A 26060-nucleotide genomic window follows, 5' to 3' on the forward strand; every position below is an offset into this window, starting at 1 on the left:
TCGATCGACCTGGTGAACGGCGGCGTGACGCCTGCAATACCCTGGTGAGGTGAGGTTCCTGCGCCGAAGCACCACAGACACCGCCGCCGACGAGCCGGAGACGGCCGATGCCGTCGACGTCGGCGGCAAGGCGTTCACGCCCGGTAAGGGCAAGGCCACGCCCAAGCGCCGCGAGGCGGAGGCGAAGCGCCGGGGCCCGGTCGCGCCCCCGCCGACCACGATGCGTGAGGCGATGAAGCGCAACAAGGAGTTGCGCAAAGCGAACCCGCAGACCAAGGAAGACCGCCGTGCGGCGGCGAAGGCCCGCCGCGAGGCGATGATGCGGGGCGACGACAAGGCCCTGCTCCCACGCGACCGCGGGCCGGTGAAGGCGTACGTCCGCGACCTGGTCGACTCCCGGCGCAACCTGCTCGGCCTGTTCATGCCGCTGGCGATCCTGGTGTTCCTGGCGCTGCTGGTGCCGCTGCCCCAGGTGCAGTCGTACATCACCCTGCTGTGCACGGCGATGCTCCTGGTGATGGCGGTCGAGGGCTTCGTGAACGGGCGCAAGATCGCGAAGCTGGTGCGGGAGAAGTTCCCGAAGGAAGCGGTGAGCGGCCGGTCGCTCGGCTGGTACGCGTTCGTGCGGGCTTCGCAGATCCGCAAGCTGCGGGTGCCGAAGCCGCGGCTGAAGCCCGGGGACCCGATCCCGAACTGAGCCGGTTTCGAGAAGCCGGGTGGAGCGAGCCTCCACCCGGCTTCTTGCTGTCCGAGACCAGCTCGGCGCCCGCATGTTTCTCGCCAAACTGCGGTATCTTGGAGACCACAGCTTCGGGAGCTGAAGTTAGTACCTGCGCGAAAAGGTACGGACTCGCGGTTCCCGCGGCTCGCAGGCCTCTCATCTCAGCAGGGGCCACGTGCGTCGATCGGCTTCCCAGGCAGCCGTCCGGGATCGATGCCCACAGGTTCTGGCAGTGAGTTGGCGACAGCAAGCAAACCTGAGCTGTCGGCGGGTGACCCGGATCTCGCCGCGGTGAGGGCTGCGCGTGTCGTTCGAAGTCGTCTTGTCCCGTGTCGCTGGGATGTCCGCGGCGAGTCTCTGGGCCATCGCCGCCATCCTCGTCATCGTCTTCCTGGGCGCCTGGCTGATCTACCGCCTCCACCTCGCGAAGCGCAAGGACGGCGAGCGGTTCCGGCTGAAGCTGCCATTCTTCGAGATCGAGACCGGCCCGCCGGCCGAGAAGAAGGACGAGTGAAGCTGGAGTCACTCCAGGGTCGTTAGCAAAGCAAACGATTACCGCCTAAGCTCACGGCCATGGAGTTTCGTCGTCTCGGCCGCAGCGGCCTCAACGTCAGTGAGATCTCGTACGGGAACTGGCTCACCCATGGTTCCCAGGTCGAGGAGGAGCAGGCCCACGCCTGCATCAAGGCCGCCCTCGACGCCGGCATCACCACCTTCGACACCGCCGACGTCTACGCCAACACCGCCGCCGAGTCCGTGCTCGGGCGCGGGCTGAAGGGGCAGCGGCGGGAAAGCCTGGAGATCTTCACCAAGGTCTTCTGGCCCACCGGCCCCAAGGGCCCCAACGACAAGGGCCTGTCCCGCAAGCACATCCTCGAGTCGGCGAACGCGTCCCTGACCAGGCTCGGCACCGACTACCTCGACCTCTACCAGGCGCACCGGTTCGACCGGACCGTCCCGCTCGAAGAGACCATGCTCGCCTTCGCCGACCTCGTCCGCCAGGGCAAAGTCCTCTACGTCGGCGTCTCCGAGTGGACCGCCGAGCAGATCAGCCGCGGCGCCGCCCTCGCCCGTGAGCTGAAGATCCCCTTCGTCTCCAACCAGCCGCAGTACAACATGCTCTGGCGCGTCATCGAGGACCAGGTCATCCCCGCTTCCGAGCGCGAAGGCCTGAGCCAGATCGTCTGGTCGCCGATCGCGCAGGGCGTCCTGACCGGCAAGTACAAGCCCGGCCAGGACTACCCCGCCGGCTCGCGCGCCACCGATGAGAAGGGCGGCGCCAACATGGTCGCCCGCTTCCTCGACGAGAACGTCCTCAAGCGCGTCGCCGAGCTCGAGCCGCTCGCGAAGCAGGCCGACCTGACGCTCGCGCAGCTGGCCGTCGCGTGGGTGCTGCAGAACCCGAACGTCGCCTCGGCGATCATCGGCGCCTCGCGCCCGGAGCAGGTGCACGAGAACGTCAAGGCCGCCGGCAAGAAGCTCGACGCCGACCTGCTGACCGCCATCGACGACGCCCTCGGCGACGTCGTCGAGCGCGACGCGAGCCTGACGAAGAGCCCCTAGTCCTGGTTGATCCGGCCCTGGAACGGCACGCCGACGTCGAAGGCGTCCTCCGGGGCCATCCGGGGCTCCAGCCCGAACCCGCGCAGGAGGCGGCTGGCACCGGCCAGCCGGTCGCCTCCGCGCCCGGGTACGCGCGTCGGCGACAGGCCGCGCTCGGTCAGCAGCGTCTCGACGTCGTCGATCAGCCGGTACGGGTCACAGTCACCCACGGACCCAGGTCTTCCCCGTGATCCGCTCGTAGACCTCGGTGTAGCGCTGCCGGGTCTGCTCGACGATCTCCTCCGGGATCTCCGGCCCGGGCGGGGTCTGGTCCCAGCCCGTGCTGCGCGACCAGTCGCGGACGAACTGCTTGTCGAACGCGTGCTGCGGGCGGCCCGGCTCCCACTCGTCGGCGGGCCAGAACCGCGAGGAGTCCGACGTCAGGACCTCGTCGCCGAGGGTCAGCGTGCCGTCGGCGTCGAAGCCGAACTCCAGCTTCGTGTCCGCGATGATCACGCCCTGCTTCGCCGCGTGCTCGGCGCCCTTCGTGTAGATCTCCAGCGTCAGCTCGCGAAGCCGCTTCGCGGTGTCTTCGCCGATCTCGTTCAGCACCTCGTCGAAGGTCATGAACTCGTCGTGCCCGGTGTCGGAGATCTTCGTCGTCGGCGTGAAGATCGGCTCCGGCAGCTTGTCGCCCTCGACCAGGCCCGGCGGCAGCGCGACGCCGGAGATCTTGCCGTCGCGCTGGTACTCGCGCAGGCCCAGGCCGGCGAGGTGGCCGCGCGCGATGCACTCGACCTGGACCATCTTCAGCGGCTTGCAGCGCATCGCGCGGCCGGCGAACTCTTCCGGGACGTCGGTCGTCGAGACGACGTGGTTCGGGACCACGCCCGACATCCGCTCGAACCACCACGCCGACAGCTGGTTGAGCAGCGCGCCCTTGTCCGGGATCGGCGTCGGCAGCGAGACGTCGTAGACCGAGACCCGGTCGGACGCGACGAGCAGGATGTCCCCGCCGTCGAGCTCGTACAGGTCGCGGACCTTGCCCGCGTGGATGTGCTTCATTCGCCGTCCTCAGTCGTGTACTCGTAGAAAACCCAGTGGTCGGGCAAGGCGGCGGACTCACCGTACTCGACGACCGTCCCGTCGGCCGCCAGGAAGGTGCTCCGGCCCAGCAGCACCGGCGACCCGGCGGGCAGCCCCAGCTCGACCGCCTCTTCCTCGCTCGCGCGCCCCGCCGCGTGCCGTTCCTGCGTGTTCGCGATCTTCGTGCCGAGCCGCGCGGCCGCGTGGGCCGAGGTGCCCTCGACGATCCGCTCGGGCACCAGCAGGGCCGGTGCCTTGGCCGACAACGTGCCGTCGAACCACGACGTCGACGTCGACAGCGGCCGCGAATCCGGCCCGTAGGTGGTGCGCCGCCGGCGGATCGCCGGGGCGCCCTCCTCCAGGCCCAGCGCGGCCGCGGCGCGTTCGGGCGCCTGCTCGAGGCCGGCCGACCGGATCACCGCGTAGTGCCCGGGCGGGTAGATGCGGCCCGACCGCGCCGAAGCGGTGCTCCGGTCGCGGGCCGTGCGGTGCAGGCCGCCGCGGTCGACGACCGTGCCGACGCCGCGCACCGGGCGCACGAGCCCCTGTGAGCGGAGCGTGGCCAGGACCTTGGTGGCCGTCGCCATGGCGACGGCCCAGGTGCGCGCGATCTCGCGGGCGGACGGCACCGCGTCGCCCTCCTGCAGCCGGCCGGACAGGATGTCTTCCCGGATCCGGCCCGCGATCTGCAGGTACGGCGGCTCAGGACGGTCGAGGGTGGGCAAGGCGGCTCCTCACGGGGACAACACGCACAAGTGTTCTAGCACGCCGGAGTGTCTCCGACAAAGGCCTGTTCAGAACCACCCAGGTGTACTAGTACACATGCTGGACTGTGCTCTAGTTCGCAAGTTACCCTCGAAAGTGTGTCCCCGCCCACAGCACACAACGGCTCCAGCGGCTCGGGCCTCGAGGAACTCCTCGAGGAGCTCCGGCGCCGCAAGTGGGTGCTGCACCTGTTCGGCGGCCGTGAGGCGCCGGAGATCTACGCCGCGGTACACACGTGGCCGACCTGCGCGGACGTCATCATCCTCCGGGACGAGCACCGCGCTAGCGCCTACCGCGTACCGCTGTTCCCGGGTACCGACGTGTTCAGCCCGCGGGTGGTGACCTGGCAGTACCACGCCACCCCGGTCTGGACGTTGCGGGCGGTGCTCACCCTGGCGGAGCCCGGCACCCCGGGCGCGCCGCTGCAGGCGCTGCGGCCACAGCCGCAGTGCCACATCCCGCCGGAGCTGCGTCACGACGTGACGGTCCGGCCGACGAGCACCAGACCGGAGCCCGAGCGCGAAGGGGGCGACGGTGGCGGCGGCCCGCCCGCGTGCGCCTAGCGGTCTTCGGGCTCAGCGGGCGAGCAGCCGCTCCGCGACCACCAGGTCGTGGGGGTAGGTGATCTTGAGGTTCTCGGGAGCCCCCGGGACCCACCGGATCGGCAGGGAGGAGAACCGCTCCATGCACGACGAAGTGTCCGTCCCCAGAAAGCCTTCGCGCTCGGCCTGTTCGTAGGCCTCGAGCAGCGGTCCGGCCCGGAAGCCTTGAGGCGTCTGGACGCGGATCGCGCCGGGCACCTGGGCGACCAGGTGCCCGGCATCCACCTCGACGACGTCGTCAGCGGCCAGGCCCGGCACAGCCCCCCCGTCCTCGCGTGTCCGGGCCAATACCGCACCGACCAGTTCGGGGTGGACCAGCGGCCGGGCCGCGTCGTGCAGCAGCACGGCGTCGACCCGGCCGCCTGCAATTCTCGGGGCGAGGTGGCGCAGCGCGTTGAGCTCGGACGCCTGCCGCGTGTCCCCGCCGTGCACGATTTCGACGCTGTCGTCGACGACCTCTTCGGCGAGTTCCCGGTCCTGCGGCCGGATGACGAGCACGAGCACGCCGATGCCGGGGACGCGCTTGAAGGCGTCCAGCGACCAGGCGACCACCCGCCGGCCGGCCAGGGGCAGGTAGACCTTGTTCAGCTTCGCCCCGACCCGGGTGCCCGCGCCACTGGCCAGCACCACCGCGGCCGCCGTCGTCTCCACGAGCCGCGAGACTACCGGGGCCGGGTCACCGGTAGGTTGGCCACGGCGTCGTCATGAGCGCTGCCGTGGACGAGAAAGGGCCTGGTGTGGAGCCGGAAGACATCGAGTTCCCCGAGATCACCCCGCCCGACGACCACGCCCGGTCCGACGCGATCGCCCTGCACGACAAGCTGGTCAAGCCCGCCGGGTCGCTGGGCAGGCTCGAGGAGCTGGGCGTCTGGATCGCGGCGTGCCAGGGCCAGTCGCCGCCGCGGCCGTTCACCCGGCCGCGCGTCATCGTCTTCGCCGGGGACCACGGCATCGCCGCGAAGGGCGTCTCCGCCTATCCCGCCGAGGTCACCGCGCAGCTGCTGGGCACGATGCTGACCGGCGGCGCCGCGATCAACGTCCTGGCTGCGGCCGCGGGCGCGAGCGTCCGCGTGGTCGACATGGCCGTGGACACCGAAGCCCCCGCGACGCGCTCGATCGGCGAGTACAAGGTCCGCCGCGGGTCCGGGTCCATCGACGTCGAGGACGCCCTCACCGACGCCGAAGTGAAGAAAGCCGTCCGCGCCGGGATCGCGATCGCCGACGCCGAGGTCGACGGCGGTGCGGACCTGCTCATCCCCGGTGACCTCGGGATCGGCAACAGCACGCCCGCGTCGGTGCTGGTGGCGGCCCTGACCGGCACCGAGCCGGTCGCGGTGGTCGGCCGCGGCTCCGGCATCGACGACGACGCGTGGATGCGCAAAGCCACCGCGGTGCGCGACGCGCTGCGCCGGGCCCGCGCGGTCCTGGCGAACCCCGTCGACCTGCTGCGCACCACTGCGGGCGCGGACATCGCGGCGATGGCCGGGTTCCTGGCCCAGGCCGCGGCCCGCCGGACGCCGGTGGTGCTGGACGGGCTCGTCGCGTGCGCCGCGGCGCTCGTCGCCGAAGACCTCGCGCCGGGTGCCCGGCGCTGGTGGGTGGCCGGGCAGCGGACCGCCGAACCCGCCCACGGGCTCGCGCTGGAGCACCTCGACCTGGGCCCGCTGCTGGAGCTGGACGTCCGGCTCGGCGAAGGCACCGGCGCGGTGACGGCGTTGCCGCTGCTGATGATGGCCGCCCGCGTCCTCGCCGAAACCGCGACGCACGACCAGGCCGGCGTCTCCGGCCCGGTGATCCCGGCCACCGCCACCTGAACCCGCGAAAAGGGCCCCGCACGGCGCGTGCGGGGCCCTTTTTCCAAAAAAGGTCAGCCGAGCGGGACCATCCAGTGGTCGGCGTCGGGCCGGGTGCCCTCCTGGATCCCCGTCAGCTCTTCGCGCAGCTTCATCGTCAGCGCGCCCGGCTGCCCGTCGGCGATGGTGAACTCGCCGCCGGCGTGCTTGACGTGCCCGACCGGGGTGATCACCGCCGCCGTGCCGCAGGCGAACGTCTCGGTCAGTTCACCGGAAGCCGACGCCTTCTCCCACTCCTCGGTGGAGATCCGGCGCTCCTCGACCTTGTACCCGAGCCGCGAAGCGAGCTGCAGCAGCGACTTCCGCGTGACGCCGGGCAGCAGCGAGCCGGTCAGCTCGGGCGTGACCACCCGGGCGTTCTCGCCGGAGCCGAAGACGAAGAACAGGTTCATCCCGCCCATCTCCTCGACCCAGCGCCGCTCCACCGCGTCGAGCCAGACCACCTGGTCGCAGCCCTTCTCGACGGCCTGCGCCTGCGCGACGAACGACGCCGCGTAGTTGCCGGCGCACTTCGCCGCGCCGGTGCCGCCGGGCGCCGCGCGCACGTACTCCGTCGACAGCCAGACGCTCACCGGCTTCACGCCGCCGGAGAAGTACGAACCGGCCGGGGACGCGATGACGGTGTACAGATAGTCGGCCGCCGGGCTGTTGACGCCGAGCCCGGTGGACGTCGAGATCATGAACGGCCGCAGGTAGAGGGAATCACCCTGGCGGGTGGGCACCCACCGGCTGTCGACGGCGATGAGCTCCCGCAGCGAATCGACGAAGACCTCTTCGGGCAGCTGCGGCATCGCGAGCCGCTCGGCGGACTGGCGGAACCGCGCGGCGTTGGCGTCCGGGCGGAACGACGCGATCGTGCCGTCCGGCTGGCGGTAGGCCTTGAGCCCCTCGAAGATGGCCTGGCCGTAGTGCAGCACCGACGTCGCCGGGTCGAGGGTGAACGGGGCGTAGGGGCCGACCTGGGCGTCGTGCCAGCCTTCGCTCTTCGACCACTTGACGGTCACCATGTGGTCGGTGAAGTACAGCCCGAAACCGGGCGTCTCGAGTACCTCCGCGACACGGTCCGCGCTCGCAGGACTCGGGTGCGGGACAGGGGCGAACTGTGTCGAGGTCGTCATGGCTACACGATACCGTTTGGTCGGAGGCGCGTTAGTCGGATGTCCCACTGTTCCGGCGTCTTCGCGGCCTCCCCGCACCCGCGCCGCGAAGACCCTAGGATGACACCGTGACCTACCACTCCACGGAGCCGGTCCCCCGGCCCAAGACCGGCGGGGCCGACGTCAAGACGTTCGTCACCGCGGTGCTGCTGACCTTCGGCGTCGGCCTGCTCGGCATGGTCGGCTGGGCGGTGCTCAGCAGCGGCTTCGGCGGCTTCCTCGGCCTCGTCGCGGGCGTCTTCGGCGTCGTGTGGTGGCGGAAGATCCACGGCAAGGCGTTCCCGCAGGTGCTCCCGACGAGGTCGGTCGCCATCCTCGCGGTCGTCAACGCGGTGCTGGCGCTGGTCCTCTTCCTGACCGCGGGCTGAGCTCTTCGAGCAGGCCCGGTGGCAGCTCGGGCGCCGGCCAGCCCGGGTCCGGGCGGAAGTCGGTGTCCGTCCCGTCGAACGGGTAGGCGCCGCGCTCGGCCAGCGCGCCGATCCGCTCGCCCTCCGCGCGCAGCCGGTCCAGCTGCTCGTGCGTCAGGCGGCCGGCGTCGATCGCGACCTCGGCCTCGTCTTCGTCGTCCCAGCGCCAGGTGCCGTCCCGCTCGACGACGACGTCGAGCACGCCGTCGATGCGGTCCACCCCGGCCGGGGTCCGGCCGAGCGGGACCTCGAGGTTGACGTACCAGTTCGTGAAGGCGCCCGCGGCGTCGAAGAACCACCAGACGGACGACCACTCGTCGTCGGCGATGCGCCGCAGCGTGGACGTGCGGTGCCAGAAGTCCGGCACGGGCACGCGCGGGATGCGGAACCGCTGGTCCAGGGGCGCGTCCGCCATGTGCCGGCCGTCCACCAGCCTGCTGCCGACGATCGGGGTGCCGGCCGGCAGCCAGGCGTGCAGGACGCGGCCGTCGTCGGCGAGCACGCGCAGCGGGTGGACCTGGCCGATCGAGCCGTCGGGGCGGTGGAACCGCTCGACCACGGTCTCCCCCGGCCGCCAGCGTCGATCACTCACGCTGCTCACTGTACCGGCGCGCGCGTACGCCCAGTAGCAGCTCGATCACCGTGACCAGGCCCGCGACGACGAGCACGGGCAGCGCCGGCAGGAAGTACGCGGCCACCGCGGCGACGGCGATCCCCGCGAGTCCCGGCACCCCGGCCCGCGCCCGGACCCCGGCGCCGGCGGCGAGCGCCGGCACCACGGTCGCGACCACGGCGACGACGGTGAGCAGCGGCTGCAGCGAGTCCGCGTCGGCGGCGGACAGCAGGTCGCGCAACGACGTCAGGGAGAGCCCGAGCCGGACCGCGCCGAGCTGGTACAGCGCGGCGAAGGCGGCCAGCACGGCGACCGCGGCGAGGAACAGCACGCGCCGGCCCGCGCCCTCGCGCCCGCCCGGCCGCAGGAACGGCAGCATCAGCACGGCGGCGACGAGGACACCCGCGAAGTCGGGCGGCTGCAGGCCGTCCGCCCGCCCCACCGGCGGCACGGCCACGCACACCACGACGAGCACGAGGCCCGCGAGGAGCAGGAGCACGCCCGCGATCCGTACGACGATCGTCGGGATCTTCAGCCCGGCGAACCCGGCGCCGGTCACCACGACGGCGAACGCCGCGGCCGCCAGTTCGCGGTGCGCGGGGAAGACGTAAGCACCGAACGCGATCGCGTAGACGGTCACCTCGGCCAGCCGCGCGACGGCCACCACGACCCGGTCGACCTGCGCGTCCCCCGGTTCCGGGACCCGCGCCGTCACGCCCGCGGCGATCGCCGCCAGCACCAGCCCGGCGAGCAGCCACCAGCCCGCGCCCGCCGCCGCGGCCGCCAGCGCCACCAGCAACCCACCGCCCAGCCGCACGCGGCCCTCCCTCTCCCGCCGTTCACCCGTGGTCCGGTCGTCATTAGCATGGCTCACGATCCCGACCGGGCCGGCGCCCGGTACCACCGCGAACGCGCGAGGAGCCAGAAGTGACCGTGCCTAAGCTCGCCCTGTCCGACAACACCGGGGAGGCACTGGCCAAGACGCGCGCCGACGTGATCGTCATCGGCACCCTGGCCGGCGAGGACGGCCCGCTGCTCGCCGCGGGTGCCGCCGCCGTGGACGCCGCCTTCGACGGCCGCCTGGCCGGCCTGCTCGCCACGCTCGGCGCGAGCGGCAAGGCCGAAGAGGTCGTCAAGATCCCGACGCTGGGCAAGCTCCCGGCGGGTGTCGTGCTCGCCGTCGGCCTCGGCAAGGAGGGTGCCGGCGTCACGCCCGAGCAGGTCCGCCGGGCCGCCGGTGCCGCCGGTCGCGCGCTGGCCGGCACCGACCGCGCGTTCGTGACGCTGTCGGAGCTCGACCTGCAGGCCGCCGTCGAGGGCACGATCCTCGGCTCCTACGTCTTCACCGCCTACCGCTCCGAGAAGGGTGACGCGCCGGTCGCGAAGGTCGACTTCGCGAGCCCGGGCACCGGCACCGCGCGCGAGCACAAGGCGACGCTGAAGGCCGCGACCAGCATCGCCGAGGCCGTCCTCACCGCCCGCGACCTGATCAACACCCCGCCGAACGACCTCTACCCGGCCTCCTTCGCCGACCGCGCGAAGAAGCTGGCCGAGGACAACGGCCTCGAGTTCGAGGTCCTGGACGAGAAGGCCCTCAAGCGCAAGGGCTTCGGCGGCATCCTCGGCGTCGGCGGCGGCTCCGCGCGCCAGCCGCGGCTCGTCCGCATCGCCTACAAGCCGGCCAAGGCCGCCAAGAAGGTCGCGCTGGTCGGCAAGGGCATCACGTTCGACTCGGGCGGCATCTCGCTCAAGCCCGCCGCGAACATGGACCACATGACCTCGGACATGTCCGGCGCGGCCGGCGTGCTCGCGTCGGTGGTGCTGGCCGCGAAGCTGAAGTACCCGCTGGAAGTCGTCGCGCACATCCCGCTGGCGGAGAACCTGCCGTCGGGGACGTCGTACCGCCCGGGTGACGTGCTGACCATGTACGGCGGCAAGACCGTCGAGGTCCTCAACACCGACGCCGAGGGCCGGCTCGTCCTGGTCGACGCGATGGTGCGCGCGGCCGAGGAGAACCCGGACTACCTCATCGAGACCTCGACGCTGACCGGCGCCCAGGTCGTCGCGCTCGGCAACCGCACCGCCGGCGTGATGGGCTCGGACGACTTCCGCGACCGCGTCGCCGGGGTCATGCAGGCCACCGGCGAGAACGGCTGGGCGATGCCGCTGCCGGAGGAGCTGCGCGCCGACCTCGACTCGCGCCTGGCCGACCTGGCCAACGTGACGGGCCACCGCTGGGGCGGCATGCTCGCGGCCGGCATCTTCCTGCGCGAGTTCGTGGCCGACGGCCTCGACTGGGTCCACATCGACATCGCGGGCCCGTCGTTCAACACGGGTGCGCCGTGGGGCTACACCGGCAAGGGCGGCACGGGCGTCCCGGTGCGCACGATCGCCGCGGTGCTGGCGGACATCGCCGCCAACGGCTGACGACCGGTTCTCCCGAAGGGGCTCTCGCCACGGCGAGGGCCCCTTCTTTTGCCCCCGAACGTCCCTTTCGGTGTGATCCGCGACACCATAAAGTGTCCTCATCGCAAAGGGGGCAGTGATGACCCAACCGACCCCACCGGTCGAAGAGGACACTCCCGCCGCGATCGCCGCCGAGCACGACGAAGAACGCCCGGCGCGCGCCCTCTCCCGGGTCCCGGATCGCGTCGTCTACTTCGTCGCCCTCGCCGTCGCGATCCTCGTGCTCAAGCAGGTGTTCTTCCCCTTCGCCAAGGGCAACCAGTTCTTCCTGGTGCTCTTCCTCGGCGTGACCCTCCCGCTGGTCTTCCTCTGCTACCGCCCGCGGCTGCGCGGCCGCGACGACCCCGGCTGGACCGACTGGGCGCTCGCCGCGATCGCCCTGGCCGTCGGCCTCTACCCGGTGCTCATCGGCTACGACGACTTCCTGGACCGCCAGGGCATCCTGTCCCCGCTGGACATCGTCGCCGGCGCACTGCTGCTGGTGCTGATCCTCGAAGCCACCCGCCGCACGACCGGGCCGGTGCTGCCGATCGTCTGCCTGCTCTTCCTCGCCTACGCCTACTACGGCGGCTTCCTCCCGCAGAACTGGGGCATCGCCCACGCCGGCATCGACTTCAGCCAGATCGTCAACGCGCTCTACAACGACGCGAGCGGCTTCTACGGCACCCCGCTCGACGTCGCGGCGAGCTACATCGTGCTGTTCACCCTCTACGGCGCCGTCCTCAACGCCTCCGGTGCCGGCCGGTTCTTCGTGGACATCTCGTTCGCCGCCTTCCGGAAGTCCCGGACGGCGCCGGGGCGCACCACCGTCCTGTCGGGCTTCCTGCTCGGCACCGTCTCGGGTTCGGGCACCGCGACGGCGGTCAGCCTCGGCTCGATCACCTGGCCGATCCTCAAGAAAGCCGGGTACCCCAAGGAAAACGCGGGCGGGCTGCTCGCCGCGTCCGGCATCGGCGCGATCCTCTCGCCGCCGACGCTGGGCGCCGCCGCGTTCATCATCGCCGAGTACCTGCAGACGTCGTACCTGACCGTGCTGATCTGGGCGACCGTCCCCACGCTGCTCTACTACCTCGGCATCGTGTTCGCGATGGAGGCCGACGCGCGGCGCTTCGAGGCCGAGCCGGTCGACGTCCCGCACGGCCGTCCCTGGCAGCTCCTGCGCCAGGGCGGCTACCACTTCCTGTCGCTGGCGATCATCGTCGTGTTCCTGGCCCTGGACATCCCGCCGTTCGCCGCGGTCGTCTACGCCACCGGCGTCGCCGCGCTCTTCGCGCTCATCGCCCGGCGCCGTGACGTCCGGGGCTGGGCGAAGGACATGGTCGACGCGCTCTCGGCCGGCGTGCGCGGGGCGCTGCCGGTGATCGCGGTGTGCGCGGCGGCCGGCGTGATCACCTCGACCATCACCAAGACCGGGCTCGGCCTCGAACTCGCCGACGCGCTGGTCGAACTGGCCGGCGCGTTCACCGACAACGGCACGGTGATCCTGATCCTGACCGTGCTGCTCTCGGCGGTCGCGGTCGGCGTGCTCGGGCTGGCGGTGCCGGTCACCGCGAGCTTCATCATCGCGTGGGTGGTGATCGGCCCGGCCCTGGAGACGCTGGGGGTCGCCGACGCCGAGCGCGCGATGTTCATCTTCTACTACGCCGTGCTTTCCGAGGTCACGCCACCGACCGCGCTCGCCGCCGTCGCCTCGGCCGCGATCACCGGCGGGTCGGTGCTCGGCACCATGTGGCAGTGCTGGAAGTACACGCTTCCCGCGTTCCTGGTGCCGATCGCCTTCGTGCTCACCGACAACGGCGGGGCGCTGCTGCTGCAGTCCGACGTGCTCACCGTGCTGTGGGTGACGGCGGTGTCGGCGGTGGCCGTCGCCGCGCTGGCCGTGGTGACCGGCGGCCGGCTGTTCGGGCCGGTCAGCCTGCCCGTGCGGCTGCTGTTCGTCCCGGCCGCCCTCTGCCTGCTCTACCTGGAGCCGGTGCCGATCGCGGTCGGCGCCGCGGTCGGCGTCGTCGCCGTGCTCGCCCACGCCGTGATCAAGAGGAGGACAGCATGAAACGCGCACTCGCCGCTGCCGCGGTACTCGCTCTGGCCGTCACGGGCTGCGGCGGCAAACAGCAGACCGACCAGCCGGCCCAGAGTTGCGGGCAGGCCTGCGAAGCCGGCGAAGGCCGGATCACCATCGCCACCGGCAACAGCGGCGGCGTCTACTACGTGCTGGGCGGCGGGCTGGCCCAGCTGATCAGCAACACCACCAAGCTGCGCGCGACGGCCGCCGAGACCGGCGCATCGGTGCAGAACATCCAGCAGCTGGTGGCGGGCAACTACGACGTCGCGTTCTCGCTGGCGGACACCGCCGCGGACGCGGTGCACGGCAAGGGCTCCTTCGACGGCAAGCCGCAGAAGATCCAGGCGCTGTCGAGGATCTACCCGAACTCGACGCAGGTGCTCGTGCGCACCGACTCCGGCATCAACTCGGTCGCCGACATGAAGGGCAAGCGGATCTCGACGGGCTCGCCGAAGTCGGGCACCGAGGTCATCGCGAACCGCCTGCTGCAGGCGGCGGGCCTCAAGCCGGACACCGACGTCCAGGCGCAGCGGCTCGACCTGGCCAAGACCGCGGACGGGATGAAGGCGGGCACGCTCGACGGGCTCGTCTGGTCCGGCGGGCTGCCGACCGCGCAGATCACCGACATCACCACGGCGTTGAAGGACAAGGTGAAGTTCCTCGACATCACGCCGCTGCTGCCGAAGCTCAAGCAGGTCAACGACGTCTACGACCAGGCCGTCATCCCGGCGGCGACGTACGGGCAGCCGGCCGACGTGCCGACGGTCGTCGTGCCCAACCTGCTGCTGGTGCGCGAAGACTTCCCGGCGAACAACGCGTGCGCGATCACCAAGCTGCTCTTCGACAAGCAGGCGGAGCTCGCGAAGGTCCACCCGGCGGCGAAGGAGATCACGAAGCAGCTGGCCACGCGGACCGACCCGGTCCCGCTGCACCCGGGGGCGAAGCAAGCACTCGGCTAGGGTCGGACCGTGGATGCTGGCGAGTACCTCGAAGGGGCGGTCCGGGACGTCCTGACCGCCACCGAACCGGGCCTCGACGACCAGGTCGGGTACGCCGCGCTGCTGCTCGCGGTCACCGGCGCGCTCGACGAGGCCGACCGGCTGGCCGGCCAGTGGCTGGCCCGCACGGAACGGCCGGTGACCGCGCTGGCCGCGACGCCGGTCCGGGCCCGCGCGTGGGCGATGCTCTTCGAAGCCCGCGGCGACCGGCCGGAGTGGGCGGCGGGCTTGGCGCCGCTCGACCTGGATGCCGAAGAGCGCTTGCACACGGCTTCCCTGCACCGCCCGGTCTCGGATCTCGAAGGCGTCCTGCCGCCGGGGCCGATCGCCGAGGTGGTCAAGCAGGTCGCGCCGGCGCGCCCGGACCGGGTGCGCACGGCCCTCGCCGACGGGGACCTCGCGTCATGGGCCGCCTCGGCCGGACCGCGCCCCGATGTCGCAACGCTGGCGGCGACCCGTGCACTGGCTCCGGCGCTGGTGAAGGGCGCGGACCCGCTGGGCCTGCGTGACTGGGCACCGGGGTGCGCGGGTGCGCTGGTCGCGGCGCTGCACGAGCGGTACCCGCCGGACCTCGGCACCTGGCCCGAGCTGATCACGGAGATCATGCGCCTGCGCGGAGCAGCGGAACCGGCGCTGCCACGCGGCGGAGCCACGGCGGCCGGCCCGCGGGAACCGCTGCCTGCCGGGCCACTCGTCGGCGGCGGCACCAGCGCGACCGGCCCAGGCGGGCCGGCGCTGCTGCGCGGCGGAACCGCGACGGCCGGGCCGCGGGAACCACGACCGGCCGAGCCACTCCTCGGCGACGGCGCGACCGGCCCAGGCGGGCCGGCGCTGCTGCGCGGCGGAACCGCGACGGCCGGGCCGCTTCTGCGCACCCGGGCCACCCTCCCGCCCCCGGCGTCGGAAGCGGCGATCCGCTCGGCGGAGCTGCGGCTGGGCGTCGACCTGCCGGAGGACTTCCGCGAGTTCCTGCGCACCTGCGACGGCCTGCCCGCGGACGTCGTCTTCCCCCGGCTGCTCGGCACCGCGGACCTGCGGTCCGAGAACGGCGTGGTGATCCTCGCCGAACCCGCGGTGCTGCTGCTTTCGGCGTCCCACGTCGTGGAGGTCGACCCGGTGCTCGGCACCACCGTCCACCAGTCGTTCCGCGCGGCGCTGGTCCAGCACGCCACGCTGCTGGCCCAGGCAGGCTAGCTTGGTCCCGGTGACCACCCTCACCGCGGAGAAGATCACCCCGGACAACGTCGCCGCCGCGTGCCAGCTGGCCGTCGAGCCGCACCAGAAGGACTTCGTCGCGCCCGTCGCCGTCTCGCTCGCCGAGGCCTACACCCAGCCGGAGGTCGCCTGGCCGCGGCTGATCCTCGACGACGGCGAACCGGTCGCCTTCGTCATGGGCGGCTTCAACCCCGGCGCGGAGCTCGACTTCTTCCGCTGCGGGATCTGGCGGCTCAACGTCGGCGCCGGCGTCCAGGGTCGCGGTCACGGCCGGTTCGCGGTCGAAACCGTCCTCGAAGAGGCCCGGCGACGCGGTCAGCAGGCCGCCACGGTGCTGTGGCTCCCGGCCGAAGGCGGCCCGGAGGGCTTCTACCTCAAGCTGGGCTTCCGCCCCACCGGCCAGACCTTCAACGGCGAGGTGGTCGGCCGGGTCGAGCTCTAGGCCTGACCGCGCTTCTTCCGCTCGGTGTACTCGCGCATCCGCTTCGGGTAGCCGACCCGCGCGACCTCGTAGACCGGGATCGAACGGCGGTGGCCGAACTGCTGGGCCGCCTCCAGGCTGCCGATCCGGCGCCGGGTCCACTCGCCGTCGTGGGCGATCAACACCACAGTGGTCTCGGTGACGTTCGTCTTCGGCTCGACGAACGCCTCGACGCCGCGGCGCGAGGCCGCCCACTCGTCGAGGTGATGGGTGTCTTCGGAACTGGCTTTCCGCAGCGTGCCGGCCTTCTGCCCGCCCTTGGCGCGCCTGCGCAGGGAGTCGAACAACCCCACCGCGACCACCTTCCCTCCCGAGACTTTCCCCACTCATTATCCCGATGTCCGCGTGTGGTCGGTGTCGCACACCCGGCTAGCTCGCAGCCTCCTCCGGCGTAGTGACAAGATGGCGGGTGTCGCGCGCGCGGTTATACCGGGCAGGGGCGACGACAGAGCACCACCCCACTGCTTGCCGAGGAGCTATTGAAGTGACCGACACCTCCGCCGACCTCGTGATCCTGGGAGGCGGATCGGGCGGCTACGCCGCAGCGTTCCGCGCGGCCGAGCTGGGCCTTTCCGTCATCCTGATCGAGAAGGACAAGCTGGGCGGGACCTGCCTCCACCGGGGCTGCATCCCGACCAAGGCCCTGCTCCACGCCGCCGAGGTCGCCGACGAAACCCGCGAGGCCGAAGCGGTCGGCGTCAAAGCCGTCTTCGAGGGCATCGACATCGCCGGGGTCAACAAGTACAAGGACGGGATCGTCTCCCGGCTGTACAAGGGCCTGCAGGGCCTGGCCAAGGCGCACAAGGTGACCCTCGTCGAGGGCAGCGGCACGTTCGTCGGCGGCACCACCGTCGAGGTGGACGGCACCCGCTACACCGGCAAGAACGTCATCCTCGCCACCGGTTCGTACTCGCGCACGCTGCCCGGCCTGGAGCTGGGCGGCCGCGTGATCGCCAGCGAGCAGGCCCTCGCCCTCGACTACGTCCCCAAGAAGGTCGTCGTCCTCGGCGGCGGCGTGATCGGCGTCGAGTTCGCGAGCGTCTGGGCCTCCTTCGGCGTCGACGTCACCATCGTGGAAGCGCTGCCGCGGCTCGTCCCGAACGAGGACGAGTTCGCGTCCAAGCAGCTCGAGCGCGCTTTCCGCCGTCGCAAGATCGCCTTCAAGACCGGCGTGAAGTTCACCGGTGCGAAGCAGGACGAGAACGGCGTGAGCGTCTCGCTGGAGTCCGGCGAGACCATCGAGGCCGACCTGCTGCTGGTCGCCGTCGGCCGCGGGCCGAACTCGGCGGGCCACGGCTACGAGGAGGCCGGCGTCAAGATCGAGCGCGGCTTCGTCCTCACCGACGACCGGCTGCGCACCAACCTGCCGAACGTCTACGCCGTCGGCGACATCGTCCCCGGCCTGCAGCTCGCGCACCGCGGCTTCCAGCAGGGCATCTTCGTCGCCGAGGAGATCGCCGGGCAGAGCCCGCGCGTGATCGACGAGAGCGGCATCCCGCGCGTCACCTACTCCCACCCGGAGGTCGCGTCGGTCGGGCTGACCGAGTCGCAGGCGAAGGACAAGTACGGCGCCGACGTCACGACGTTCACCTACGACCTCGGCGGCAACGGCAAGAGCCAGATCCTCAAGACCTCCGGCGGGGTCAAGCTGGTCAAGGCCCCGGACGGCCCGGTCGTCGGGGTCCACATGGTCGGCGACCGCGTCGGCGAGCTGATCGGCGAAGCGCAGCTGATCTACAGCTGGGAGGCCTTCCCCGAAGACGTCGCGCCGCTCATCCACGCGCACCCCACCCAGACCGAGGCCCTCGGTGAAGCGTTCCTCGCCCTCGCGGGGAAGCCGCTGCACGTGCACAGCTGACGTCCCACCAGCAGAATCCAGACCACGCAGAACTTGGAAGAGGAGTCAGCGAACGATGGCCTACTCCGTCACATTGCCGGAGCTCGGGGAGAGCGTCACCGAAGGCACCGTCACCCGGTGGCTTAAGCAGGAGGGCGACACCGTCGAGGTCGACGAGCCGTTGCTCGAGATCTCGACCGACAAGGTCGACACCGAGGTCCCCTCCCCGGTGGCGGGCACGGTCGTGAAGATCAGCGCCGCCGAAGACGAGACCGTCGAGGTCGGCGGCGAGCTCGCCGTGATCGACGACGGCTCGGGCGGCGTGCCCGAGTCTTCGGCCCCGGCGCAGGAAGAGCCCGCGCAGGAGTCCGCGCCCGAGCCCGAGCCGGAGTCCCAGCCCGAGCCGCAGGCCCAGGACAGCGCCCCGAGCAAGCCGGACACCGCGCCGGCCGCCGGGGGTGAAGGCACCGAGGTGAAGCTGCCCGAGCTGGGCGAGAGCGTCACCGAAGGCACCGTCACGCGCTGGCTGAAGCAGGTCGGCGACTCGGTCGAGGTCGACGAGCCGCTGCTCGAGATCTCCACCGACAAGGTCGACACCGAGGTGCCGTCGCCGGTCGCCGGCACGGTGCTGGAGATCCGCGCGGGCGAGGACGAGACCGTCGAGGTCGGCGGTGTCCTGGCCGTGATCGGTGCCGCCGGTGCCGCGCCGAAGGCGGAGTCCGCGCCGGAGCCGGCCCAGGAGGCCAAGCCCGAGCCGAAGCCGGAACCCCAGCCGGAACCGAAGCCCGAGCCGGTCCAGCAGGCCAAGCCGGAACCGAAGCCCGAGCCCAAGCCGGAGCCGAAGGCCGAGCCCGCCCCGGCCGCGGCGAAGGAGAGCTCGGCGGACGGCCCGTACGTCACGCCGCTGGTCCGCAAGCTGGCCTCGGAGCACGGCATCGACCTCGCGTCGCTGACCGGCAGCGGCGTCGGCGGCCGGATCCGCAAGCAGGACGTCCTGGCCGCGGCCGAGGAGAAGCAGAAGGCGGCCGCCGCGCCGGCTCCCGCCGCTGCCGCTCCGGCCGCGGCCGCCCCGGCGGCGCCCGCCGCGCGTCCGGCGGCCGCGGTGTCGCCGGAGCTCGCGGCGCTGCGCGGCACGGTGCAGAAGGCCAGCCGGATCCGCCAGATCACGGCCACCAAGACCCGCGAGTCGCTGCAGATCGCCGCGCAGCTCACGCAGGTCCAGGAGGTCGACGTCACGAAGATCGCCAAGCTGCGGCAGCGGGCGAAGGCGAACTTCAAGGAGCGCGAGGGCGTCAACCTGACGTTCCTGCCGTTCTTCGCGAAGGCCACCGTCGAGGCGCTCAAGCAGCACCCGAACGTCAACGCGTCCTACAACGAGGACACGAAGGAGATCACCTACCACGGTGCCGTGCACCTGGGCATCGCGGTGGACACCGACCGCGGCCTGCTCTCGGTGGTCATCCACGACGCGGGCGAGCTGAGCCTGGCCGGGATCGCGCACCGCATCGCCGACCTGGCGGGCCGGGCGCGCGCCGGGCAGATCAAGCCCGACGAGCTGTCCGGTGGCACGTTCTCCATCACGAACATCGGCAGCGTCGGCGCGCTGTTCGACACGCCGATCATCGTGCAGCCGCAGTCCGGCATCCTCGGGACCGGCGCGGTCGTCAAGCGCCCGATCGTCGCCACCGACGCGGACGGCAACGACACCATCGCCATCCGGTCGATGGCGTACCTCCCGCTGACGTACGACCACCGCCTGGTGGACGGCGCCGACGCGGGCCGCTTCCTGATGACGATCAAGCAGCGTCTGGAAGAGGGCAACTTCGAGGACGAGCTCGGCCTCTGAGTTCCTGACCGTGAAGGGCTCCTCATCCGCGGGTGAGGAGCCCTTCACGGCGTTCCGGGCCTGGCTGTCCACCCACCGCGACGCGGTCTCGGTCGTGGCGGACGACGGCCGGCGCCACCTGACCCACCACGCCGAGGTCCCGCGAGTCCTGGCCTCGACGATCAAGGTCGTCCCCTTGCTCGCGTACACGACCGCGGTCGCCGGCGGCACGCTCGACCCGGCCGAACCGGTCCGGGTCGGCGACTGGGACGCGTTCCACCCGTTCGACGGCGACGGCCCCCTCGGCGCCGGTGCCCACCACCGGGCGCTGACCGCACTGGGAATCGCCTGCGACGAGTACGGCGTGGCCCACGATCCGGGCCGGCCGGTCCCGCTCGACGCGATCGCCACGGCGATGATCACCGAAAGCGACAACGCGGCCCCCGACTACCTCCGCGCCCGGCTCGGCGACGAGGCGGTCCGGGCCGCCGCGGCCGACGGCGGCTGGCCGGCCGCGGACCTGCGCTGGTTCTGCGGTGAAACCCTCCGCTCGCTTCACCCCGCCGAGCCGGACCTGACCGCGCGGTTCACCGGCGATCCCGCGTTCCGGCAGGAAGTCCTCGACCGCGTCCGAGGCGAGCCGATCTCCGCCGAGGCCGAGTGGGAATGGACACAGGGGACCGCGCACGGCACGGCCGCGCGGCTCTTCGCCTTCCACCGCCACCTCGCCACCGCGGCCTCTCCCGCCGTCGCCCTCGCGCGCCGCAAGCTCGGCCGGGACGTGCGCTACAAGGGCGGCGCCCTGCCGCGCAGCCGGGGTTTCGGCCTCTCCGCGTCCGGTGGGACCGTCGCGATGTTCTTCACCGGGACGGACTTCCCCGAGGTCCCGCTCGCCGACCTGGGCCTGGCGATCCTCGCCGACCTGCCCGGTTTCGCGCGAGACCTGGGCGTGCGGGCGCGCAGCGGATGCGCAACGATCGACCCATGCGAGTACTGATCGCCGGAGCGAGCGGCTTGATCGGGTCGGCGCTGGGCGAGCGCCTGCGGCGCGAAGGCCACGACGTCCGCCGGCTGGTGCGGCGCGAGGCGCGCGGCGGCGGCGAATTCCGCTGGGATCCGCCGTCGGGCTCCATCGCCGGCGGCGCCTTCGAAGGCGTGGACGCCGTCGTGAACCTCGGTGGCAAGCCGCTGTTCCCCGGGCGGTGGAGCGCGATGCGCAAGCAGGAGCTCACCGACAGCCGGGTCGAGCCGACCGAGGTGCTCGCCGAAGCCGTTGCCGAACACGGCGTCGGCGTGCTCGTCAACGCTTCCGCCGTCGGGTACTACGGCCACACGCACGAGTCCACTGTGGACGAATCGGGACCGCGCGGCGGCGGTTTCCTCGCCGAGCTCTGCGAAGCCTGGGAAGCGGCGACGGCGGGTGCGGGCGACGCGCGCGTCGTGAACATCCGGACCGGGCTGGTGCTGTCCACGAAGGGCGGTCTCTACAAAACGCTGCGCCCGCTCTTCCAGCTGGCCCTGGGCGGGCGGCTCGGCGACGGCCGCCAGTTCATGCCGTGGATCGCCCTCGAGGACGAGGTCGGCGCCATCGTCCACGTCCTCACGCACGACGACCTGGCCGGCCCGGTCAACCTCAGCGGCCCGGCCCCGGTGACGAACGCCGAGTTCACCAAGGCGGTCGGGCAGGCCCTGCACCGCCCGGCGCCGTGGTGGGTGCCCGGGATCGCGCTCAAGACCGTGCTCGGCCAGGCCGGCGAGGAGATGGCGCTGTTCGGGCAGCGGGCCGTCCCGGCCGCGCTGGAGCGGTCCGGCTACGAGTTCCGGCACCGGACCCTGGACAGCGCACTCGCCGCGGCATGAGCGTTCCGCTGCAGCGCTGGCTCGTCGTCGGCGTGGTGCTCTCCGCCGCGTTCGTCGTGCTCGGCCTCAGCGTGGCGCGGCAGCCGCTGACCCTCGACGTCGAAGTCGCGGACGCGCTGCACGGCGTCTACGCGGAGCCACTCGGCCGGGTGGCGCAGGCCGGGAGCGACGTTCTCGGGCCGGTGCTCCCCTTCGTCCTGGGCGCCGCGCTGCTCGCCTTGGCGCTGCGGCAGCGGGCGCATCTCGGGCTGTGCGTGCGGCTCGCGGTGGTGCTGGTGCTCTGCCGGCTGACCAGCCTGGTGTTCAAGCCGCTCTTCCTGCGGGAACGCCCGCGCGACTACCCGGACCTGAGCTACCCGAGCGGGCACGTGGTGTCGGTGGCGAGCACGGGGTTCGTCCTGCTCCTGCTGTGCGCGTGGCTGTGGCCGCGGCTGGTCCGCCGGGTTTCGGTGGCGGTCGTCGTGGCCGTCGTGCTGGGCGCCGCCTGCCGCGTCGTGCTGGGCGTGCACTGGGTCACCGACACGATCGGAGCAGTGCTCGCGGTGACCGGTGTCGGGCTGCTCTCAGCGTGCGCCTTGCGGCTGCTTCCCCCGGGTGACGGGCGTAGCCTCGACGGGTGAGTTCTTCCCGCACCTCCTGCCGCGCCACCACCGAGCCCGTCGACGTCGTGGAGCTCGGCACGATCGAGTACACCGAAGCCTGGGAGCTCCAGCGGAGCCGGCTCACCGAGCGCGCCGACGGCACCGCGCCGGACACGATGTTCCTGCTGCAGCACCCGTCGGTGTACACCGCGGGCAAGCGCACGGAGCCGGCCGACCGCCCGGCCGACGGCACCCCGGTGATCGACGTCGACCGCGGCGGCAAGATCACCTGGCACGGCCCCGGCCAGCTGGTCGGCTACCCGATCGTGAAGCTCGGCGACCCGATCGACGTCGTGCACTACGTGCGGCGCCTGGAGGAGGCGCTGATCCACGTGTGCGACCGGCTGGGCGTGCGCAGCGGCCGCGTCGAAGGCCGCAGCGGCGTCTGGATCCCGGCCGACGAGCGCGGCATCGAGCGCAAGATCGCGGCGATCGGCATCCGCGTCCAGCGCGGCGTGACGATGCACGGCTTCGAGCTCAACTGCAACGCGGACCTCTCGGCGTTCGACTCGATCGTGCCGTGCGGGATCCGCGACGCAGGCGTGACGTCGCTGTCGTACGAGCTGCAGCGCGACGTGAGCGTGGAGGCCGTGCTGCCGTTGGCCCGCGACGCCGTCTTGGCCGCCCTCGAAGGCGAGCTGCCGGTGAGCGAAGACCGCTGGCTCCCGCGTCCCGAAGCACCCCAGGCGCCCGGCGTGACGTTCGCCCTCCAGAACTGAGAAACGGGCGCCTCCCGCGGGAGGCGCCCGTTCCCGTTCAGTCCAGCTGCGGCGCGACCTCGGCCGCGACCAGCTCGATCTGGTCCACATCGGACAGATCCAGCAGCTGCAGGTAGACCCGGGTGATCCCGGTCTTCTCCCGCCACTGCCCGATCCGCTCGACGACCTCGGCGGGCGTCCCGGCCAGGCCGTTCGCGCGCAGCTCGGTGACGTCCCGGCCGATGCCCTCGGCCCGGCGGGCAACCTCCGCGTCGGAGCGGCCGACGGCGATGGTCAGCGCCACCGAACGCAGGATCTCCTTGGGGTCGCGGCCGATCTCCTGGGCCGCCGCGTCGACGCGGGCGAACTGCGCGGCCGCCGTGTCGGCGTCGGTGAACGGCAGGTTGAACTCGTCCGCGAACCGCGCGGCCAGCGCCGGCGTGCGCTTCTTGCCCTGGCCACCGATGATCACCGGCGGCGCCGGGGACTGCGCCGGCTTCGGCAGGCCCGGCGACTCCGTCAAGGTGTAGTACTGACCGGCGAAGGAGAACGTCGAGCCCGCCGGCGTCTTCCACAGCCCGGTGATGATCTCGAGCTGCTCGGCGTAGCGGTCGAAGCGCTCCTTCAGCGGCGGCAGCGTGAGGCCGTACGCCTCGTGCTCGGCGTCGTACCAGCCCGAACCGAGGCCGAACTCGACGCGCCCACCGGACATCCGGTCGACCTGGGCGACCGAGATGGCCAGCGGCCCCGGGTACCGGAACGTCGCCGCGGTGACGAGCGTGCCGAGCCGGATCCGGCTGGTCTCCCGCGCCAGGCCGGCCAGCGTGATCCAGGCATCGGTCGGGCCGGGCAGGCCGTCGGCCGAGCCCATCTTCAGGTAGTGGTCGCTGCGGAAGAAGGCGTCGTAGCCGGCGGCTTCGGTCGCCTTGGCGACGCGCAGCAGGTCGTCGTAGCTGGCCCCTTGCTGGGGCTCGGTGAAGATCCTCAAGTCCACGAAAGTCAGCCTATAGAGACGTCGGGCTCCGTGCGCCGCAGCCGTACCAGCATCCGGACGATCACGTCCTCGATCTCGGCGCCGACCTTCTTCGGGTCCGGCGAGCTGGCGATCTCGGTCGCCGCGCTCGACAGCGCGCCGAAGAGCAGCCGCGCGGTGACCTCGACCGGCACGGGCTCGACCTCGCCCGCGTCGATCAAGGACTGCAGGCCGGACCGGACGAGCCCGAAGCTGCACCGCTCCTCGGCCTCGCGCCAGCGCTCCCAGCCCATGACGACCGGGGCTTCGTGGATGGCGATCCGCTGGTACGCCGGGTCGAGGCAGGCCCGGATGAACGCGTTGAGCCCGCCGAGGGCCCGCTCCCACGGCGAGCCGTCGCCGGTCATGATCTTGTCGAGACGGTCGTAGACGAGGCTTTCGACCTGGTCGAACGCGGCTTCGAAGAGCGCCTGCTTGCCGCTGAAGTGGTGGTAGAGCGCACCCTTGGTGACGCGGGCACGTTTGGCGATCTCGTCGAGCGAGGTACCCGCGTAACCGCGTTTGGTGAACAGTTCCACCGCGCTGTCGACCAGCGCCGACCGGGTCGACTCGGAGTAGTCGAGCCGCCTGGACCTCATTGTCGCCACCTTCACACCTTACGCCGGGAGGATCTCTCCATACTCATGGTATGTTCGCCTGGTCAGGTCCGTACCGGGAGTATGCCGCAGACCCGCGGTATGACCCGGGCCACGGAAGGGGAGCCCACGATGAGCTGGACAGACTTCTACCGACGTCAGGAAATCCTCGAAGCGACCGTCCGCCTGGCGGGCCGCAACCCGGCCGCGCCGCTGGCGCTCGACGAGGTCCCCGGCGCCGAAGAGCACTTCGGTACCGAGGAGAACGTCCTCCTGGCGCTGCAGTACCAGTGGACGAGGACGCTCAGCGGCCGCCTGCGCGCCGAGGTCACCGACCCGGACGACGCCGACGGCCTCGGCGACCACGTCGACGCCGTCACCCGCGCCTGGCGCGCGTCCGCCGACGAGCACGAGACGCTGCGCGCGGTGCTCGACGGCGGCTACGAGCGGCACGCGTCGCTGCGCCGGATGCACGAAGGCGAGCTGCGGATGCTCGCCGTCACGGCCGGGCTGGCCGACCCGCGCGAGCCGGGTGAAGAGATCGTCAAGGTGGGTCACGCGCTCGAGGCGCTGCTGCGCACGAGCCGCGAAGAGCCCGCCCGCCGCCGTCCCGTCATGGGACACCTGCGGCGCCTGCTCGCGCCCAGTGCGTAACAGGAGTACATACAACGCATGACGGAGCGCTGGACCGACGCCGACATCCCCGACCAGACCGGCCGGGCCGCCCTGATCACGGGGGCGAACTCGGGGCTCGGGCTGCGCACCGCCGAGGTGCTCGCGGGCAAGGGGGCCCGCGTGTTCCTCGCCTGCCGCTCCGCCGAACGCGGCGCGAAGGCACTGGACATCGTCAAAGCGGCCGCCGCGGGCGCCGAGCCCGAGCTCATCCCACTGGACCTGAGCGAGCTCGCCTCGGTGCGCGCGGCCGCCGCGTCGGCCCGGGAGCTGACCGGCGACAAGCTGGACCTCCTGGTCAACAACGCCGGCGTGATGGCGACCGCCCGCGGCCGCACCGCCGACGGCTTCGAGCTGCAGTTCGGCACCAACTACCTCGGGCACGCGGCGCTGACGTGGCTGCTGATGCCCGCTTTGCGCGGTGGACGGCACGCCCGCGTCGTCACGCTGTCGAGCCTCGCCGCCACGGGCGCGCGCATCCACCTCGACGACCCGAACTTCGAGCACCGCCGCTACAACGCGGCCACCGCGTACGGCCAGTCGAAGCTCGCCGACCAGGTGTTCGCACTCGAGCTGGACCGGCGCCTGCGCGCGGCGGGCTCGGACATCCTGAGCGTCGCCGCGCACCCCGGGTACACCGCGACCGGGCTCGGCAGCGGCATGGCGCGGTCGTACTCGAACCCGGTGGTCCGGTCCGTGATCGCCGGCGGCCACCGCGTCGGCGAGGTCCTGTTCGCGCAGGGCCCCCGGATCGGCGCCCTCCCCCAGCTCTACGCGGCGACCGCGGACGGCGTCGAAGGCGGTGCGTATTTCGGTCCCCGCGGGCTCGGCAACCTGCGTGGTCACCCGGCTCGGGTGCCCACGCTCGCGACCGCCCGCCTCGAGCCGCTGGGGTCCGCATTGTGGGAGCTCACGGCGAAGTCGACGGGCATCACCCCCGATCCCGCCTAG

29 protein-coding genes are annotated in these 26060 nt (G+C 72.0%); 19 read left to right on the plus strand and 10 right to left on the minus strand.

What is annotated here, in order from left to right; all coding sequences use genetic code 11:
• The first annotated feature begins 49 nt into the window (after positions 1–49).
• From QSK39_RS43230 to QSK39_RS43240, 3 genes are all read left to right on the plus strand, one after another.
• Complete coding sequence (locus QSK39_RS43230; protein ID WP_285483581.1) at positions 50–697, plus strand: DUF3043 domain-containing protein; 648 nt, start codon at positions 50–52, stop codon at positions 695–697.
• A 364-nt stretch (positions 698–1061) separates the two neighbouring features.
• Entirely contained in the window at positions 1062–1235 is a 174-nt protein-coding gene (locus QSK39_RS43235; protein WP_285483582.1) for a hypothetical protein, read from the plus strand.
• Positions 1236–1294: 59 nt separating this feature from the next.
• Positions 1295–2284 carry an aldo/keto reductase family protein gene (locus QSK39_RS43240; protein WP_285483583.1) on the plus strand — a complete coding sequence of 330 codons (990 nt, stop codon included), beginning with the start codon at positions 1295–1297 and terminating at the stop codon, positions 2282–2284.
• Here QSK39_RS43240 and QSK39_RS43245 read toward each other — a convergent pair.
• The 3 genes from QSK39_RS43245 to QSK39_RS43255 are packed head-to-tail and all read right to left on the minus strand — an operon-like array spanning position 2281 to position 4074.
• The gene (locus tag QSK39_RS43245; protein WP_285483584.1) at positions 2281–2493 is read right to left on the minus strand and encodes a hypothetical protein; all 213 of its coding nucleotides are present in this window, start codon (positions 2491–2493) and stop codon (positions 2281–2283) included. The genes QSK39_RS43240 and QSK39_RS43245 overlap by 4 nt on opposite strands.
• Entirely contained in the window at positions 2486–3328 is an 843-nt protein-coding gene (locus QSK39_RS43250; protein WP_285483585.1) for a phosphoribosylaminoimidazolesuccinocarboxamide synthase, read from the minus strand. Before QSK39_RS43250 ends, QSK39_RS43245 begins: the two co-directional genes overlap by 8 nt.
• Positions 3325–4074: a GntR family transcriptional regulator gene (locus QSK39_RS43255; protein WP_285483586.1), complete on the minus strand. Its 750-nt coding sequence runs from the start codon at positions 4072–4074 to the stop codon at positions 3325–3327. Before QSK39_RS43255 ends, QSK39_RS43250 begins: the two co-directional genes overlap by 4 nt.
• A 138-nt stretch (positions 4075–4212) precedes the next feature.
• Here QSK39_RS43255 and QSK39_RS43260 point away from each other — a divergent pair, with 138 nt between their 5' ends.
• Complete coding sequence (locus QSK39_RS43260; RefSeq protein WP_284750105.1) at positions 4213–4677, plus strand: hypothetical protein; 465 nt, start codon at positions 4213–4215, stop codon at positions 4675–4677.
• A gap of 12 nt (positions 4678–4689) precedes the next feature.
• On the opposite strand, the gene QSK39_RS43265 is transcribed toward QSK39_RS43260, so the two are convergent.
• Positions 4690–5367 carry an IspD/TarI family cytidylyltransferase gene (locus QSK39_RS43265; protein WP_284750104.1) on the minus strand — a complete coding sequence of 226 codons (678 nt, stop codon included), beginning with the start codon at positions 5365–5367 and terminating at the stop codon, positions 4690–4692.
• Between the two features lie 53 nt (positions 5368–5420).
• On the opposite strand from QSK39_RS43265, the gene cobT reads away from it, so the two are divergent.
• Positions 5421–6530, plus strand: coding sequence for a nicotinate-nucleotide--dimethylbenzimidazole phosphoribosyltransferase (cobT, locus tag QSK39_RS43270; protein ID WP_502873359.1), 1110 nt, complete (start codon positions 5421–5423; stop codon positions 6528–6530).
• A 53-nt stretch (positions 6531–6583) separates the two neighbouring features.
• On the opposite strand, the gene QSK39_RS43275 is transcribed toward cobT, so the two are convergent.
• On the minus strand, positions 6584–7687 hold the full coding sequence (locus QSK39_RS43275; protein WP_285483587.1) for a branched-chain amino acid aminotransferase: 1104 nt from the start codon (positions 7685–7687) through the stop codon (positions 6584–6586).
• Between the two features lie 107 nt (positions 7688–7794).
• Between QSK39_RS43275 and QSK39_RS43280 the strand changes: the two genes are divergently transcribed.
• A complete protein-coding gene (locus QSK39_RS43280; protein WP_285483588.1) occupies positions 7795–8094 on the plus strand; it encodes a hypothetical protein in 300 nt (99 codons plus the stop codon).
• Here the strand turns inward: QSK39_RS43280 and QSK39_RS43285 are convergent.
• Entirely contained in the window at positions 8051–8725 is a 675-nt protein-coding gene (locus QSK39_RS43285) for a ribonuclease FAU-1 family protein (protein ID WP_285483589.1), read from the minus strand. The two genes, QSK39_RS43280 and QSK39_RS43285, sit on opposite strands and share 44 nt — an antisense overlap.
• Complete coding sequence (locus QSK39_RS43290; RefSeq protein WP_285483590.1) at positions 8718–9563, minus strand: hypothetical protein; 846 nt, start codon at positions 9561–9563, stop codon at positions 8718–8720. Before QSK39_RS43290 ends, QSK39_RS43285 begins: the two co-directional genes overlap by 8 nt.
• Positions 9564–9673: 110 nt before the next feature.
• Here QSK39_RS43290 and QSK39_RS43295 point away from each other — a divergent pair, with 110 nt between their 5' ends.
• The 5 genes from QSK39_RS43295 to QSK39_RS43315 all read left to right on the plus strand — a co-directional run bounded on the left by QSK39_RS43295 (position 9674) and on the right by QSK39_RS43315 (position 15929).
• A complete protein-coding gene (locus QSK39_RS43295; protein WP_285483591.1) occupies positions 9674–11173 on the plus strand; it encodes a leucyl aminopeptidase in 1500 nt (499 codons plus the stop codon).
• Between the two features lie 118 nt (positions 11174–11291).
• On the plus strand, positions 11292–13262 hold the full coding sequence (locus QSK39_RS43300; RefSeq protein WP_285483592.1) for a TRAP transporter permease: 1971 nt from the start codon (positions 11292–11294) through the stop codon (positions 13260–13262).
• A complete protein-coding gene (locus QSK39_RS43305) occupies positions 13259–14233 on the plus strand; it encodes a TAXI family TRAP transporter solute-binding subunit (protein WP_285483593.1) in 975 nt (324 codons plus the stop codon). The genes QSK39_RS43300 and QSK39_RS43305 overlap by 4 nt, the downstream gene beginning before the upstream one ends.
• A gap of 9 nt (positions 14234–14242) precedes the next feature.
• The gene (locus QSK39_RS43310; protein WP_285483594.1) at positions 14243–15466 is read left to right on the plus strand and encodes an SMI1/KNR4 family protein; all 1224 of its coding nucleotides are present in this window, start codon (positions 14243–14245) and stop codon (positions 15464–15466) included.
• A 10-nt stretch (positions 15467–15476) separates the two neighbouring features.
• The gene (locus QSK39_RS43315; protein ID WP_285483595.1) at positions 15477–15929 is read left to right on the plus strand and encodes a GNAT family N-acetyltransferase; all 453 of its coding nucleotides are present in this window, start codon (positions 15477–15479) and stop codon (positions 15927–15929) included.
• On the opposite strand, the gene QSK39_RS43320 is transcribed toward QSK39_RS43315, so the two are convergent.
• On the minus strand, positions 15926–16270 hold the full coding sequence (locus tag QSK39_RS43320) for an oxidoreductase (protein ID WP_285483650.1): 345 nt from the start codon (positions 16268–16270) through the stop codon (positions 15926–15928). The genes QSK39_RS43315 and QSK39_RS43320 overlap by 4 nt on opposite strands.
• Before the next feature lie 182 nt (positions 16271–16452).
• Here QSK39_RS43320 and lpdA point away from each other — a divergent pair, with 182 nt between their 5' ends.
• From lpdA to lipB, 6 genes are read left to right on the plus strand one after another with little or no spacing between them, the layout of a single operon-like run.
• The gene (gene lpdA / locus QSK39_RS43325; RefSeq protein WP_285483596.1) at positions 16453–17826 is read left to right on the plus strand and encodes a dihydrolipoyl dehydrogenase; all 1374 of its coding nucleotides are present in this window, start codon (positions 16453–16455) and stop codon (positions 17824–17826) included.
• A gap of 55 nt (positions 17827–17881) precedes the next feature.
• On the plus strand, positions 17882–19651 hold the full coding sequence (sucB, locus tag QSK39_RS43330; RefSeq protein ID WP_285483597.1) for a 2-oxoglutarate dehydrogenase, E2 component, dihydrolipoamide succinyltransferase: 1770 nt from the start codon (positions 17882–17884) through the stop codon (positions 19649–19651).
• A gap of 10 nt (positions 19652–19661) precedes the next feature.
• Positions 19662–20627, plus strand: a complete 966-nt coding sequence (locus QSK39_RS43335; protein ID WP_285483598.1) for a serine hydrolase — start codon at positions 19662–19664, stop codon at positions 20625–20627.
• Positions 20615–21490 (plus strand): TIGR01777 family oxidoreductase, encoded by an 876-nt coding sequence (locus QSK39_RS43340; RefSeq protein WP_285483599.1) that lies wholly within the window; start codon positions 20615–20617, stop codon positions 21488–21490. The genes QSK39_RS43335 and QSK39_RS43340 overlap by 13 nt, the downstream gene beginning before the upstream one ends.
• The gene (locus QSK39_RS43345) at positions 21487–22110 is read left to right on the plus strand and encodes a phosphatase PAP2 family protein (RefSeq protein WP_285483600.1); all 624 of its coding nucleotides are present in this window, start codon (positions 21487–21489) and stop codon (positions 22108–22110) included. Before QSK39_RS43340 ends, QSK39_RS43345 begins: the two co-directional genes overlap by 4 nt.
• Positions 22107–22850 (plus strand): lipoyl(octanoyl) transferase LipB, encoded by a 744-nt coding sequence (gene lipB, locus QSK39_RS43350; protein ID WP_285483601.1) that lies wholly within the window; start codon positions 22107–22109, stop codon positions 22848–22850. Before QSK39_RS43345 ends, lipB begins: the two co-directional genes overlap by 4 nt.
• 37 nt (positions 22851–22887) lie before the next feature.
• Here the strand turns inward: lipB and QSK39_RS43355 are convergent, their stop codons facing one another.
• Together QSK39_RS43355 and QSK39_RS43360 are read right to left on the minus strand one after the other, a co-directional pair.
• Positions 22888–23823, minus strand: a complete 936-nt coding sequence (locus QSK39_RS43355) for an LLM class F420-dependent oxidoreductase (protein ID WP_285483602.1) — start codon at positions 23821–23823, stop codon at positions 22888–22890.
• Between the two features lie 5 nt (positions 23824–23828).
• On the minus strand, positions 23829–24440 hold the full coding sequence (locus QSK39_RS43360) for a TetR/AcrR family transcriptional regulator (protein ID WP_285483603.1): 612 nt from the start codon (positions 24438–24440) through the stop codon (positions 23829–23831).
• Between the two features lie 129 nt (positions 24441–24569).
• On the opposite strand from QSK39_RS43360, the gene QSK39_RS43365 reads away from it, so the two are divergent.
• Both QSK39_RS43365 and QSK39_RS43370 read left to right on the plus strand, forming a co-directional pair.
• Positions 24570–25091 carry a hypothetical protein gene (locus QSK39_RS43365; RefSeq protein ID WP_285483604.1) on the plus strand — a complete coding sequence of 174 codons (522 nt, stop codon included), beginning with the start codon at positions 24570–24572 and terminating at the stop codon, positions 25089–25091.
• Between the two features lie 18 nt (positions 25092–25109).
• A complete protein-coding gene (locus QSK39_RS43370; protein WP_285483605.1) occupies positions 25110–26060 on the plus strand; it encodes an oxidoreductase in 951 nt (316 codons plus the stop codon).

It is taken from the genome of Amycolatopsis sp. NBRC 101858, from assembly GCF_030269325.1.
Taxonomy (GTDB): Bacteria; Actinomycetota; Actinomycetes; order Mycobacteriales; family Pseudonocardiaceae; genus Amycolatopsis; species Amycolatopsis ponsaeliensis.